Here is a 13519-nt window from a genome sequence, read left to right as displayed (position 1 = left end):
CCGCCTTTCGGGGGTTTTAATTATATGTTGTTTTTATTTGTTACAGTTTATCGCCCCGCACTTACAATTTGTCATCTCGAACGAACCAGCGTTGGGTGGTGCGCTGGCGTGAGGAGAGATCTTATACGCTATACTTATCGCGCGTATAAGATTTCTCTTTCGCCCCCACTTCGCTTGTCCACCCCAGCTCTATCGAAATGACATGAGGGTCTGCTTGCGGGGTACCGTCCCGAACCCAAAATACCGGATACAACAAACCCCGGCGTTTCACCAGGGTTTATTATGCTTGCATAGCAAATGTACGAATTTTATGTCGTATTAATATTATGCTACTTTTAATTTTTTAATATCCGATTTCTCAAACTTGTCTCGCGCATAGTCCAGATTAACTACCAGGCGCTTCACATCTTTCTTGCTCGGGAACTCGAACATGGCGTCGATCATGATCGCTTCGCAGATAGAACGCAGGCCGCGGGCGCCTAATTTAAACTCCATCGCCTTGTCAACAATAAAGTCAAGCACATCGTCTTCAAACTCCAGTTTAACTCCCTCGTATTCAAACAATTTCTTGTATTGCTTCAGCAGCGAGTTCTTCGGTTCGGTAAGGATATTGTGCAGGGCTTCCCTATCCAACGGATTCAGGTAAGTCAGCACCGGCAAACGACCGATGAGTTCAGGGATCAAGCCAAACGATTTCAGATCCTGCGGGGTGATGTACTTGTACAGGTTCTTCATATCCACCTCGCCGTTATCGTCGCGCTTCATTTTGTAGCCAACGGTTTGGGTACGCAGGCGGCTGGCTATCTTTTTGTCGATACCATCAAAGGCACCACCGCAAATAAACAGGATGTTGCTGGTATTTACCGATATCATCTTCTGATCGGGGTGTTTACGGCCTCCCTGGGGTGGTACGTTCACCATGGTACCTTCCAGTATCTTTAATAATGCTTGCTGAACACCCTCACCCGATACGTCGCGGGTGATGGAGGCATTATCGCTTTTACGGGCGATCTTATCAACCTCATCAATGTAAACAATACCCTTTTCGGCAGCGGTTACATCATAATCGGCGCTTTGCAGCAGGCGGGTCAGGATGCTTTCCACGTCTTCGCCTACGTAACCTGCTTCTGTAAGCACAGTAGCGTCGCAAATGCAGAAAGGCACATTCAATATCTTGGCGATGGTTTTAGCCAGCAGGGTTTTACCCGTTCCGGTTTCGCCTACCATTACTATGTTCGATTTTTCTATCTCCACATCATCCTTTTCCACACGTTGGTTAAGGCGCTTGTAGTGATTATAAACCGCAACCGAAAGTATCTTTTTAGCATCATCCTGGCCAATAACGTATTGATCAAGGTGCAGCTTAATTTCCGCGGGTTTTAATATGGATGGCGCAGATGGTGAAGACTTAACCTTACGTATCTTTAATTCTTCAGCCAATATTTCGTTAGCCTGGTTAACGCATTTATCGCAGATATGCGCATCTAACCCTGCTATCAGCATCAGAGAATCCTGCTTACCTGCACCGCAAAATGAGCACCTGATTTCCTTGCTGTTCTTAGTCATACTTATAGATTGGTTTACTCAAAATTATATAAATATTGCTGAATATACAATAAATAAGGGCAAATGGTTTCACTTACCCTTATTTAATATCCAATAAGCAATTATTTTTCGTTGTTAGAACGCAATATTTCATCAACCATACCAAATTCTTTAGCTTCTTCAGCTATCATCCAGTGGTCGCGGTCTGATGCGTCCCAAACTTTTTCGTACGGTGTACCGCTGTGTTTAGAGATGATCTCGTACAATTCCTTCTTCAGTTTAGCGATCTCGCGGGCGGTGATCTCGATATCTGAAGCCTGGCCTTGCGCGCCACCCATCGGCTGGTGGATCATCACCCTTGAGTGCGGCAAAGCGGCACGTTTACCATCGGCACCGGCACATAATAATACGGCAGCCATAGATGCGGCCATACCTGTACAAATAGTAGCTACATCGTTTGATATGAACTGCATGGTATCATAAATACCTAAGCCCGCATAAACCGAACCACCAGGCGAGTTAATGTAGATCTGGATATCGCGCTTGGCATCTGCCGATTGCAGGAACAGCAATTGGGCCTGGATAACGTTAGCAATGCCCTCGTAGATAGCATCGCCTAAAAAAATGATGCGGTCCATCATTAAACGAGAGAATACGTCTAACTGAGATATGTTCAGCTGGCGCTCTTCAATAATATAAGGCGTCATACCGGTAACTATGCCTTGTGGCGTGGTAGAGCGGTCGATACCTGATATATATCTATCTACAGTAAGGCTGTTAATGCGGTGGTGCTTTACCGCGTATTTTCTGAATTCGTCTTTATTGATATTGTCCATTTTGGAATTTGTTTTTTGGGTTTTGTATGCCCGGTAAATATAGTTTTTAGTTGAATACTTTATTAAGCATATGGTTTGCGCAAAGTAAAAATATTTGCAAATAAAAAAGCAACGCTGTGTACAACGTTGCTTTTTTTGGCTTTTTATAAGCTTAAAGCGAAAAGACCAAAGCAAAAAGCTTTTTGCCTTTTGCTTTCAGCTTTAGGCTAATTTTGCGAAATCGGCATTAGCTATCTCTTTTTTATCAAGTGTAATTACACTCTTAATATGATCGATCACTTTAGCGCCTTTCACTTCGTCGAAGATACGGTTAGCGTTCTCCTTGTTCTGTAAAAACTGAACAGTGTACTGGCCTAATTGCTCTTCGCCTAAGGGCTGCGGGCTGTACATGCGGAACTGTGCATCTAAACGTGCCTTAGCCGCCTGGAAAACATCCTCGTACTTAATTTCGATCTTGTTTTCGCTAATGATCTTGTTGCCTACTAAGGTCCATTTCAGGTTTTTAGCAAAATCGGCGTAGCCACCTTCCAATTCTTCTTCGCTGATCTTCTCGTTGGTAGCTTTTAACCAGCGTTTCAGGAACTCGTCGGGCAATTCAAAGTTGAATTTGTTAACCACGTAATTGTAAATGTCGTTCTGCAGTTTACGTTCTGAATCCTGCGCCATCATCATTTCAATTTCACCGGTAACTTTAGCTTTGAAATCCTCTTCGGTAGTTACTACGCCTTCACCAAATAATTTATCAAAGAACTCCTGGTTCAAATCGGCTTCTTCCAAACGGTTAACGTTTTTAACGGTCAGGCTAAAGTTCGATTTCAACGCTGCTGCAGTTTCCTCGTCAATACCTAATACAGCGGCAATGCGCGCTGCATCGTTATTGTAAGCTTTCTGCACATCCAGGGTTACATTATCACCTTTTTTCAGGCCTACCAACGATTTTTTCACTTTGGCGTCCTGAACCTGGTCTAAACGGATAGAACCTGTATGCTCAATTCCACCTTCAAAAACAGAACCATCCGGAGAAAGTTGTTTTAATTCGGCATAAAGCACGTCATCTTCTGCCGATACGTCAGGGTTTGACATTTTGCCATAGCTTTTACGCAGGTTTTTGGTGCGGTCGGCCAGGGTTTGGTCATCTACTTTTATCTCGTATTGGGTAACTTTATCTTTCGATGAAAGGTCGATAGCAAATTCCGGTGCCAGGCCAACTTCGTAGTTAAACTCAAAGTTATCGGCAAAATCCCAGTTGTATTCCTTTTCGTCATCCATCTTCGGCAGTGGCTGGCCTAATACTTCCAGTTGCTGCTCATTCAGGTAATTATTCAGCGTATCTGATAACAGGTTATTGATCTCGTCAACCAAAATGCTTTTGCCATACATACGTTTAATGTGTGCAGGCGGCACCATGCCCGGGCGAAAGCCAGGTATTTTTGCTTTTTTAGCTTGTTCCTTTATCGCTTTTTCAACACGTGGCTGGTAATCAGCAGGATCAAGGTTGATCTTTATAACTGCGTTCAGGCTGTCTTTTTTTTCCTGTGAGATGTTCATCTTTTTAAAACCGTCTTTATTTTTTTGATAACAGGCGCAGGGATAAAAAAATACCTTTGCACCATTAAATTAGGGCGCAAAGGTATAAATATTTTTTTAAAGAAATGTGCTTATTTATAAGCCAGAGTTGGGGCTAACGCTAAAAATCAAAAACTAAAATTACTACTCCCCGCCTCTGCGGCCACCAAAGCCGCTACCGCGTGTTTTGGCCTTTCCAGTATCGGTACCATCAGTACCCGCGCCTTTTATACCTTTCATATCGCTGTTAAAAGTTACTGTACAGGCCACAGGTTTACCATTTACCATGGCAGGAATAAATTTCACCACTTCAGGGTCAACATCAACAATTTTTTGGTTTACTACCTTTATACCATCGGCGCTTTTAATGGTAGCCATCCACGATTGCACTTCGCCCTTATCATCAAGCGTGAACACGTGTATCACCTTGTTGTTACCCACATCGGCATTGCTCGAAAAATCGGTACTGGCTACCAGCATACTCAAACCATTATAACCCCCAATTTTTACAGCCGCTTTTACCGAATCGCTGGGTTGTGTGTTTTCTACCTCGCAGCTAATGGCTTTGCTACCATGGTTTAAAACTACTTTATTGCTGGTGTAGTCGTACTGTTGCTCCAGCTCATCACCGTTATAAAAACTCCAAACACCTACCCTTTTTCCTTTATCGTAGTTTCCACTGGCTACCAGTTTCTTCTCGGTATAAAGGTGGTACGATCCCTGGCGCACCTTTTTGTCGGATTTGAGCACCATAAATTGCTCATCGAACTTACCAACGCTGTTGCTTTTTTTTACTGTATCCTGCGCATAGGCGCCAACAGCAAAGCAGCAAAATAATGCAAGTAATAGTTTTTTCATTTCAATAATATTTGATCAGTTAATAGTTAATATAAATCTATAAAATATTGAATATGATATCCAAACAAAACTGCACGCCTGCCTAAATTCGTGGTTTTATAACTTATTTGTTACTAAACTTCACCACCGTGTTATCAACCGGCTTCACCGTTTTTAAATACGCGTAAATAGCCTCCAGGTCGGTCTTCTTCATTTTGCCATACATCAACCATGGCATCACGGTTTGAAATTCGCCAGGTTTAACCGAAGTTGGCTTATAACCACTATCGGCATACATGGTAAAACGGGCCAAAAATTGCGCCTTGGTCCATGCGCCTATTCCTGTTTTGGTGTCGGCTGTAATGTTGGCACTTTTTACTACTCCCCCGTTCAGCGTAAACGGACGGCCACCGGCAAAGGCCATTCCCGGCAATTGCGTACCATGTTCTTCCTGTGTATGGCAATCTTGGCAGACGGCGGATTGCACTAAATACTGCCCATATTTCAAAGTATCACTTTCGGGCGGGCGGGTGCCTAAATTTGCCTTTTGCGGCATAGTGTGCACCAGGATATTCAGCGGAAAATCCAATTTAGCTTTAGGATAACTGGTTTGCTGCGGTTTCAGGGTGCGGATATAGGCAATAATATCATACACATCTTCCCTATCCATTTTTGAGTACGATTGCCATGGCATTATCGGAAAAATAGCCGAACCATCCTTTTTAACACCCGTAGTAATGGCACGAAAGATCTCGCCATCGGTCCAATCCTTTAAATTGAATGGGGTGATATTTGGCACATAGATCTCGCCGGGCAGATCAACCGCGGCATCGAACTTCATCCCACCTATGCCTAATTTACTGGTATCTGACGGGCCTGTGAACTTGGTCCAGTCATGGTCCGAGTGGCAATCCATACATACAGTTACATGATTGGCCAGGTATTTACCATGAGCAATACGTTGCGGGGTATAATCTATTTTTATTGCTTCAGGTTTGCCTACATTAGGCAGGACCATGGTTACGTAGGTTACCATCGCCGTAACGGCTACTACAATAACGATCACCGTGACCGCTATCCATTTTTTAAACTTTTTCATTTTGGTAATAAGGTATTTGTATTAAAGCTGATAAGATGCCAGAACATCGCGTTCCGTTACAAACAATATTATTTTTTTAGATATATGGTTGATATTGTACGGCCCGCTTTAACCCCTGGCAGAGCATCTCACCGCGTTTTTGAGCCGTTTTAGAATTAACACATTAAATATAAGTGTAATATTATTATTTAATAACGATTAATTGACATTGTGCAGATGATATCATACGAACATTTTTGCCATACTTGCTGTTGTTACCTAACAGAAAAACACACCATGAGCACACCATTCAACAAAACGTTCACCATAGGCAAAGATCTTACCGTAAACCGCATGGGTTATGGCGCCATGCGCATTACCGGCAAAGGCATTTGGGGGCCTCCGGCCGATAAGGACGAAGCCATCCGCGTGTTAAAACGCAGCATCGATCTGGGTATTAATTTTATTGATACAGCCGATAGTTACGGCCCGCATATCTCGGAAGAATTAATTGCCGAAGCCCTGCACCCTTACCCAACCGACCTGGTAATTGGCACCAAAGGTGGCCTGCTGCGTACCGGCCCCGACCAATGGCCGGTAGATGCCAGCCCCAAACATTTACAGGAAGCGCTTGAAGGCAGCCTGAAGCGCCTGAAACTGGAACAAATAGACCTGTACCAGCTGCACCGCATCGACCCAAAAGTACCAGCCGAAGCATCGTTTGAATTTTTGAAAAAAGCGCAGGAACAAGGTAAAGTCAAGCACATTGGCCTGTCGGAAGTTAATGTGGCCGAAATAAAAAAAGCGCAGGAATTTTTTGATGTGGTATCGGTGCAAAATATGTACAGTGTTGATAACCGCAAATGGGAACAGGTACTAAAATATACCGAAGAACAAAATATCGCTTTCATCCCCTGGTTCCCGCTAAACGCCGGGAATGTTGCCGTGCAGGAAAAACTACAGCTGATAGCCCGCAAGCAAGGAGTTACCGTACACCAAATTGCCCTTACCTGGCTACTGCACCACTCCAATAATATCCTGCTTATACCGGGAACATCCAAAGTAAAACACCTGGAAGAAAACGTAAAAGCTGCCGATATTGAGTTGACGGATGAGGATATGGAGACCATGAATAAACTATCTGCAACATTGTAACAGACATATATTTTTTAAATGCCTGAGATTGACCGTTTAGGTCGGTTCTCAGGCTTTTTTATTGGGGCCTTATGTAATAATATTAGTGCATCTGGTGTAAAAAGCAACCATTTTAAAACAATTGCTGTACTATTGGCGTATAATATTTAATATAAACTTAAACCTTTTTAGTTTTTCGTAATCAAAAGGGAGACCAATACCCCAACCACTATGAGAAATTTTCTACTATTAACTACCGCGGCCGTTATTTTATTTGCATCGTGCAAAAAGGAAAATGCGGTTAAAACCACCAATATTACCAATGCCCAGGCCGCTACCATGGTTGGGGCCGCACTTTCGGTAAATGCCAATGGCTTTGCAAACATTAAAAATGATATTGCCCTTTATGCTAAAAATGTAACCAATGCCGGAAAAGGCTGCGGTGTGATCGATTCATTCGCGCTGGCCCGGCAAGAGGCATCAACATCTACCATCAATTACAACTATGCGCTGGGCTACTATTATATGGTTAATTGCAATAATAATATCCAGGATAACTTGTCGAGCACGGTTAAATACAATGGCAGCTTTGATGCAGCTAACTTAACAAGCGTTAACTCGGCAAATGCCACCTTTAACCTGGCCTCGCTTTCGGGCAGCGATGCTACTTATTCGCTCAACGGCAATTATCAAACTACGGGCACCTTTCAAACCGTAGATATTACCCAACTGGCCGGTAACAACAGCCTTAATATTGATATTGTCAACCTGGTGATCAATAAATCGTCCAGGGCTATCATAAGCGGCACGGGGAATGTTTCGGTATCCGGGACGGTGAAAAACAAAAATACATTTAGCTATAACGGCACCATAGTTTTTAAAGATGCTAATACGGCGCAATTAACTTTAGAGGGCAATAACTATAGCATAAATTTAACCACGGCCGATGTTACAGCAATGTAGAATAGCGCCTGATTAACCAATAGCAATAATATTAAATATTGATAGATCATCAAAAACAGCGATAATAATTTAATACAAATTAGCAAACTTTCAACACTGCTAATACGTATATAAAAATATTGTTAAATATTAATATTTATATTACCTTTATTTAACCTAATAAAATAACAACTATTAATTTAATCAGATGAAAAAGTTCAGAACCCCTGCGCTGGTGCTTCTATTGGCATTGGCTGCCTGTCAAAAATCAAACGATACCGTTTCCACTCCGGTAACCAATGCCGAAGTTGCCGATATGGTAGCCTCGTCGCTTTCCGCAAACTCCAGCGGGCTAATTATGTCGACAGCCGATATCACCGTTAACGCCCAGTCCGTGTTCGATCTGAACATTGGTTGTGGCAATACAAAAAATTTCACTGCCACGCATACCAGCCCGGCAAATGCCAATATTTCTTACAGTGATACTTTCAGCTACGGTTATACATTAAACTGTAATGCCAATAACCAACCCGATAATATTACTGGTACAGCATCAGAAAAAGGCACGTTTGACGGGCCGCGTTCTTCGGCAACAAATACAGGTACCGCTACATTCAGGGTTGCAGGCTTAACGCCGGCCGCCACAGTTTATGTTATTAATGGCGAATTTAAGCGCGTAGGCACTTTCGCATCGAAGGTTGAAAGTAAAAATACCAGCACCACAACCGTCACACTTGCAATTACCAACCTCACCATCAATAAATCTACCAAAGTAGTAACCTCAGGTTCGGCTACAGTAACGGTAAACGGCACTACCACAAAAAACGCGGCTATTAATTTTACAGGTAATGCCACTTTCACCGGCGACGGCAAAGCCACAATTACCCTTAACGGCACCGTATATATTGTTGACCTGCTAACCGGCGACTTTACAAAGAAATAACCATCCACCGATGTTAACTAAAACAGCCCGGCTATCTAAAGATAACCGGGCTGTTTGTTTAATTACTCCCCCTTTAGGGGGCCGGGGGGCTTACACCTGCGCCACCCTAAAAGGTTTAATATCCACTGTTTCCCAAACACCCTGGGTAATATAGGGTTCGGTTTGCTTCCAGGCTTGCAGTTCCTCTTCGCTTTCAAACTGCATGATCATTGTCGAGCCGATCATATTGCCCTCATCGTTCAGTATGGCGCCGCCTAAAATAAAGTTCCCGCGAAACTTCAGTTCGTGCGCGGCGTCAAAGTGATGCGGGCGCACATCCATACGGCGCTTCAGCGCGTCGGCATCGGTAAAATCGTAAGCGGTTATAATATATTGGTTCATGGTTAATTGGTTTTAATGATGTTTAAAGAACAAGTGTAAACAATAATTCGTTTTATTTTTTAAATAAAAAACACTTAATAAGTGTATTTTTTACAATATTTGTTTTTTACACCAAGTATAATGTCAAACATCACTGAGAAGCTGCACGCTGAGTACCAAAAATTGTATAATAAACCGGCAGAAAATGCCTTTTTTTCGCCGGGCAGGGTCAACCTGATAGGCGAGCATATCGACTATAATGGCGGCCTTGTAATGCCTTGTGCCATTACCTTTGGCACCTACCTTTTGGTATCGCCAAACAACGAGGGCGTTTTTCGCTTCAAAAGCTTAAATTTTGATGATCATTATACTATTCCTGTAAACGAAAGCTATCAGAAAGAAGACACGATCTGGATCAATTACCCCAAAGGGGTTATCCAGCATTTCAAAAATGACGGACATGAAGTAAGCGGTTTGGATATGCTTTATTTTGGCAATATCCCCATCGGTTCAGGTTTGTCGTCGTCGGCATCTATCGAAGTAGTAACGGCCTTCGCGCTGAACTATCTTTTTAATGCCGGATACACTAAGCTACAATTGGTATTATTATCAAAATGGGTAGAGAACGTATTCATCGGCCTGGCCAGCGGCATTATGGATCAGTTTGCTGTTGCCTTTGGCGAAGAGAACAAAGCCCTGATGCTGAATTGCGAAACGCTGGATTACAAAGCGGTGGACAGCAACCTTGGCGAATATGTACTGGCCATCATCAACACCAACAAATTGCGCAAACTGGCCGAATCTAAATATAACGAACGCGTACAGGAATGCCAGGCAGCGCTGAAAGAACTACAGCAGGAACTGGATATTAAGAATCTGTGCGATATTGATACCGCTACTTTTAATCAACACAAACATTTAATTACCGATGCAACGGTATTGAAACGCGCGCAACATGTAGTTGAAGAGAATGACCGGGTAAAACTGGCCGCTGATGCCCTATCTAAAAATAACCTGGCCGAATTTGGCCGCCTGATGTACGCCTCGCACAATTCGCTGCGCGAACTATACGAAGTTAGCGGCAAGGAATTGGATGCCGTGGTTGAATACAGCAAAACCAACCCTAATGTTGCAGGTGCCCGTATGACAGGTGCCGGCTTTGGTGGCTGCGCCATAGCGCTGGTAAAAGGCAGTGCTTTTGATACTTTTGCTAAAGAATTGAACGAATATTATACCGCCAAAGTTGGCTATGCCCCCGATGTTTACAGCTCATTGATTGGCGATGGTGTGGGTTTGCTGAAAGCGGTTGCCGAACATGCGTAAACTAAAATTAGACGAGCTTAACCGCGCCACCGTAAGCGAATTTAAGGCCGGCGATAAGCTGCCGGTAGCCGTGGTGATGGATAACGTGCGCAGTATGCATAACGTGGGTTCCATCTTCCGTACCAGCGATGGTTTCGCGGTGGAGCAGATCTGCCTTTGCGGAATAACCGGGCAGCCCCCGCACCGGGAGATAGAGAAGACAGCCCTGGGCGCCACGCAATCTGTTGATTGGACTTATCATACCGAAACTATACAGGCTGTAGAGAAACTACGTGCCGATGGCTACCACATTATAGCCATTGAACAAGCCGAGAACAGCACCATGCTGAATACTTTTAGCCCTGATCCTACCCAAAAATATGCCTTAATTTTCGGTAACGAGGTGAACGGTGTTGGTGATGAGGTAATGGCTGTGGCCGATACCTGTATAGAGATACCGCAGTTCGGCACTAAACACTCGTTCAATATTGTGGTATCGGCGGGTATTGTTTTATGGGATTTTTATGTAAAATTGAATCTAAAATAGATTCAAACTATGAATGCACTCGCCAAAAAACTAATGATGAAGCCAGGCAGCCGCTGGCTGATCTATAACGCCCCCGCAGGTTATATGGATCTGCTGCAACCTCTCCCCGATGGCCTGGTAACATCAGATGCGGTTAGCGGCGATTTTAACGGTGTGCAATTATTTGTAAAAAATAGTGCCGAACTGGTAGAACTACTACAGGTTGTATCGCCTGCATTTAAAGGCGATATTATCTTTTGGGTGATCTATCCTAAAAAAACATCGGGCATTCCGACCGACCTGGAGATGATGAGCAGTTGGGACGAATTGGCCAAATATGACCTGAATGGCGTTGCCGCTGCCGCGGTTGATGCCACCTGGACGGCCCTGCGTTTCCGCCCAAATGAATTCTCCAAAAAGTCGGATACCTGCAACGACGAGATCCCTAAGAACGACTACGCCCAATATATCGATGTAGCCAACAAACAGATCACCCTCCCACCTGAAATAGCTGCCGTTTTTGAGCAGCATCCTGCAGCAATGAATGCTTACCAGTCGCTATCCTATAGCAATCGTAAGGAATATGTTTTGTGGATACTCACCGCTAAACAAGAAAAGACTAAGGCCGATAGGTTGGTGAAAATGGTGGAGAAATTGGAAGCGGGAAAGAAGAACCCGGGCGAGAAGTAATTACCCAAGTAGTCTGGTCGAAGTTTAGCGCAGCGTAACTTCGACCTAAAATGCAGCAAGCATCCTGCTTGCGTAAGTAATCAACAAATATTTTTTGCGATAAGCTGGAAGCTTATCACATGATAGGTCGAAGTTACGCTATCGCTAAACTTCGACCAGTGTCTTGATGAGCATAAAAAATCCCCTCCCACATTACGCAGAAGAGGATAAAACTAAACAAACATTATCCTTTCCACCAATCATAGTCCTAATGACCAATGACGATGACTAATAACCAATTAAGAATAAACCTGCTCGAACACGTTAACCGCGTCTTTGCTTTCCAGGTTGGTATGGCCCATCAAAAACTCATCTACCTTGCGGGCACATTCGCGTCCTTCGGAGATAGCCCATACCACCAGCGATTGGCCGCGGCGCATATCGCCGGCGGCAAATACCTTGCTTACATTGGTACGGTAAACACCTTCGGCGGCGTTAACGTTCTTACGGCCATCCAGTTCAACGCCCAGGCTTTCCAGCATACCATCGTATTGCGGGTTAACAAAGCCCATGGCCAGGAAAACACGCTGACAAGGCAGTTCACGTTCCGAACCTTCAACCTCGGTAAACTTTATCGGGCGACCTAAAAAGTCGGTCTCCCAGCTTACATCGGTTACTTTAAGGGCACGCAGGTTGCCGTTCTCATCGCCCAAAAATTCTTTGGTATTGATACCCCAGTGGCGTTCGCACCCTTCCTCGTGCGATGAGGTGGTCTTCAGCACCATTGGGTAAGTTGGCCAAGGCATAGCCGTAGTACGCGATGCGGGCGGCTGAACCATCACCTCGAACTGGCGGATAGATTTCGCTTTCTGGCGATTAGATGTACCCACACAGTCGGATCCTGTGTCGCCACCACCTATCACCACTACATCTTTACCGGTAGCTAAAATAGGCTCGGCAGTAACTTCGATATTGCTAACGCGTTTATTCTGCTGTTTCAGAAAATCCATCGCGAAATGGATACCTTTTAACTCGCGGCCCGGGATAGGCAGGTTACGCGGGATGGTAGAACCACCGGCCAAAACAACGGCGTCGTTACTACGCACCAATTCTTCGGCGCTGATATCCTTACCAACTTCGGTATTATATTTAAAGGTGATGCCATCCTCTTCCATCAGTTTGATACGGCGCTCAACTACGGTTTTCTCCAGTTTAAAATCGGGGATACCGTAACGCAGCAAGCCCCCTGCATGGTCGTCGCGTTCGTAAACAGTCACCAGGTGGCCTGCTTTATTCAGCTGCGCGGCAGCGGCCAAGCCAGCCGGGCCCGAACCTACTACGGCTACTTTTTTTCCTGTTTTCAATACGGGCGCGGTAGGTTTTACCATGCCTTTGCTCCAGGCAATTTCGCTGATGTGTTTCTCGATCTCTTCGATAGCTACCGGCGGTTTGTTGATACCCAGCACACAAGCCGATTCGCATGGCGCGGGACATATCCTGCCTGTAAACTCGGGGAAGTTATTGGTTGATGACAGGATCTGGTAAGCCTCGTCCCATTTTTTGCGGTAAACCGCATCGTTAAACTCGGGGATAACGTTACCCAGCGGGCAGCCGTTATGGCAAAAAGGTATCCCGCAGTTCATACAGCGTGCGGCCTGGTGGTTCAGCTTTTCATCGCTGTATAAGCCTACAAACTCGTGATAATTCTCTACCCTTTCTGCCACAGGCGTTTTAGCTGGCAGTTCGCGGTCAAATTCCTGAAATCCGGTCGGTTTTCCCAT

13 protein-coding genes are annotated in these 13519 nt (G+C 44.5%); 6 read left to right on the top strand and 7 right to left on the bottom strand.

Going from position 1 to position 13519, the window contains the following annotated elements:
- Positions 1 to 324: 324 nt before the first annotated feature.
- The 5 genes from clpX to HQ865_RS07805 all read right to left on the bottom strand — a co-directional run bounded on the left by clpX (position 325) and on the right by HQ865_RS07805 (position 5883).
- Positions 325 to 1566, bottom strand: coding sequence for an ATP-dependent Clp protease ATP-binding subunit ClpX (gene clpX, locus HQ865_RS07825; RefSeq protein WP_173414357.1), 1242 nt, complete (start codon positions 1564 to 1566; stop codon positions 325 to 327).
- A gap of 101 nt (positions 1567 to 1667) precedes the next feature.
- Entirely contained in the window at positions 1668 to 2381 is a 714-nt protein-coding gene (gene clpP / locus HQ865_RS07820) for an ATP-dependent Clp endopeptidase proteolytic subunit ClpP (RefSeq protein ID WP_173414356.1), read from the bottom strand.
- A gap of 201 nt (positions 2382 to 2582) precedes the next feature.
- Positions 2583 to 3929 (bottom strand): trigger factor, encoded by a 1347-nt coding sequence (tig, locus tag HQ865_RS07815; protein WP_173414355.1) that lies wholly within the window; start codon positions 3927 to 3929, stop codon positions 2583 to 2585.
- Between the two features lie 162 nt (positions 3930 to 4091).
- Entirely contained in the window at positions 4092 to 4805 is a 714-nt protein-coding gene (locus HQ865_RS07810) for a hypothetical protein (RefSeq protein WP_173414354.1), read from the bottom strand.
- Positions 4806 to 4908: 103 nt separating this feature from the next.
- Complete coding sequence (locus HQ865_RS07805) at positions 4909 to 5883, bottom strand: cytochrome C (RefSeq protein WP_173414353.1); 975 nt, start codon at positions 5881 to 5883, stop codon at positions 4909 to 4911.
- A gap of 276 nt (positions 5884 to 6159) precedes the next feature.
- On the opposite strand from HQ865_RS07805, the gene HQ865_RS07800 reads away from it, so the two are divergent.
- From HQ865_RS07800 to HQ865_RS07790, 3 genes are all read left to right on the top strand, one after another.
- The gene (locus HQ865_RS07800) at positions 6160 to 7017 is read left to right on the top strand and encodes an aldo/keto reductase (RefSeq protein ID WP_173414352.1); all 858 of its coding nucleotides are present in this window, start codon (positions 6160 to 6162) and stop codon (positions 7015 to 7017) included.
- 210 nt (positions 7018 to 7227) lie between these two features.
- Positions 7228 to 7959, top strand: a complete 732-nt coding sequence (locus HQ865_RS07795) for a hypothetical protein (RefSeq protein ID WP_173414351.1) — start codon at positions 7228 to 7230, stop codon at positions 7957 to 7959.
- Between the two features lie 187 nt (positions 7960 to 8146).
- On the top strand, positions 8147 to 8881 hold the full coding sequence (locus HQ865_RS07790) for a hypothetical protein (RefSeq protein WP_173414350.1): 735 nt from the start codon (positions 8147 to 8149) through the stop codon (positions 8879 to 8881).
- Positions 8882 to 8971: 90 nt separating this feature from the next.
- Here the strand turns inward: HQ865_RS07790 and HQ865_RS07785 are convergent, their stop codons facing one another.
- Positions 8972 to 9262 carry a YciI family protein gene (locus HQ865_RS07785; protein WP_173414349.1) on the bottom strand — a complete coding sequence of 97 codons (291 nt, stop codon included), beginning with the start codon at positions 9260 to 9262 and terminating at the stop codon, positions 8972 to 8974.
- Between the two features lie 120 nt (positions 9263 to 9382).
- On the opposite strand from HQ865_RS07785, the gene HQ865_RS07780 reads away from it, so the two are divergent.
- From HQ865_RS07780 to HQ865_RS07770, 3 genes are read left to right on the top strand one after another with little or no spacing between them, the layout of a single operon-like run.
- Positions 9383 to 10564 carry a galactokinase gene (locus HQ865_RS07780; protein ID WP_173414348.1) on the top strand — a complete coding sequence of 394 codons (1182 nt, stop codon included), beginning with the start codon at positions 9383 to 9385 and terminating at the stop codon, positions 10562 to 10564.
- Positions 10557 to 11090 carry an RNA methyltransferase gene (locus tag HQ865_RS07775; protein ID WP_173414347.1) on the top strand — a complete coding sequence of 178 codons (534 nt, stop codon included), beginning with the start codon at positions 10557 to 10559 and terminating at the stop codon, positions 11088 to 11090. The genes HQ865_RS07780 and HQ865_RS07775 overlap by 8 nt, the downstream gene beginning before the upstream one ends.
- Before the next feature lie 9 nt (positions 11091 to 11099).
- Positions 11100 to 11759, top strand: a complete 660-nt coding sequence (locus HQ865_RS07770; RefSeq protein WP_173414346.1) for a YdeI/OmpD-associated family protein — start codon at positions 11100 to 11102, stop codon at positions 11757 to 11759.
- A gap of 278 nt (positions 11760 to 12037) precedes the next feature.
- Here the strand turns inward: HQ865_RS07770 and HQ865_RS07765 are convergent, their stop codons facing one another.
- On the bottom strand, positions 12038 to 13519 hold the full coding sequence (locus HQ865_RS07765; RefSeq protein ID WP_173414345.1) for a glutamate synthase subunit beta: 1482 nt from the start codon (positions 13517 to 13519) through the stop codon (positions 12038 to 12040).

The organism is Mucilaginibacter mali, assembly GCF_013283875.1.
GTDB classification, from domain to species: Bacteria; Bacteroidota; Bacteroidia; order Sphingobacteriales; family Sphingobacteriaceae; genus Mucilaginibacter; species Mucilaginibacter mali.
This window is presented reverse-complemented; position numbering and strand designations above follow the sequence as displayed.

Excerpts from the sequence above, each read along its gene's own strand:
- clpX (WP_173414357.1), bottom strand. The coding sequence starts at position 1,566 with ATGACTAAGAACAGCAAGGAAATCAGGTGCTCATTTTGCGGTGCAGGT.
- clpP (WP_173414356.1), bottom strand. The coding sequence starts at position 2,381 with ATGGACAATATCAATAAAGACGAATTCAGAAAATACGCGGTAAAGCAC.
- tig (WP_173414355.1), bottom strand. The coding sequence starts at position 3,929 with ATGAACATCTCACAGGAAAAAAAAGACAGCCTGAACGCAGTTATAAAG.
- HQ865_RS07810 (WP_173414354.1), bottom strand. The coding sequence starts at position 4,805 with ATGAAAAAACTATTACTTGCATTATTTTGCTGCTTTGCTGTTGGCGCC.
- HQ865_RS07805 (WP_173414353.1), bottom strand. The coding sequence starts at position 5,883 with ATGAAAAAGTTTAAAAAATGGATAGCGGTCACGGTGATCGTTATTGTA.
- HQ865_RS07800 (WP_173414352.1), top strand. The coding sequence starts at position 6,160 with ATGAGCACACCATTCAACAAAACGTTCACCATAGGCAAAGATCTTACC.
- HQ865_RS07795 (WP_173414351.1), top strand. The coding sequence starts at position 7,228 with ATGAGAAATTTTCTACTATTAACTACCGCGGCCGTTATTTTATTTGCA.
- HQ865_RS07790 (WP_173414350.1), top strand. The coding sequence starts at position 8,147 with ATGAAAAAGTTCAGAACCCCTGCGCTGGTGCTTCTATTGGCATTGGCT.
- HQ865_RS07785 (WP_173414349.1), bottom strand. The coding sequence starts at position 9,262 with ATGAACCAATATATTATAACCGCTTACGATTTTACCGATGCCGACGCG.
- HQ865_RS07780 (WP_173414348.1), top strand. The coding sequence starts at position 9,383 with ATGTCAAACATCACTGAGAAGCTGCACGCTGAGTACCAAAAATTGTAT.
- HQ865_RS07775 (WP_173414347.1), top strand. The coding sequence starts at position 10,557 with ATGCGTAAACTAAAATTAGACGAGCTTAACCGCGCCACCGTAAGCGAA.
- HQ865_RS07770 (WP_173414346.1), top strand. The coding sequence starts at position 11,100 with ATGAATGCACTCGCCAAAAAACTAATGATGAAGCCAGGCAGCCGCTGG.
- HQ865_RS07765 (WP_173414345.1), bottom strand. The coding sequence starts at position 13,519 with ATGGGAAAACCGACCGGATTTCAGGAATTTGACCGCGAACTGCCAGCT.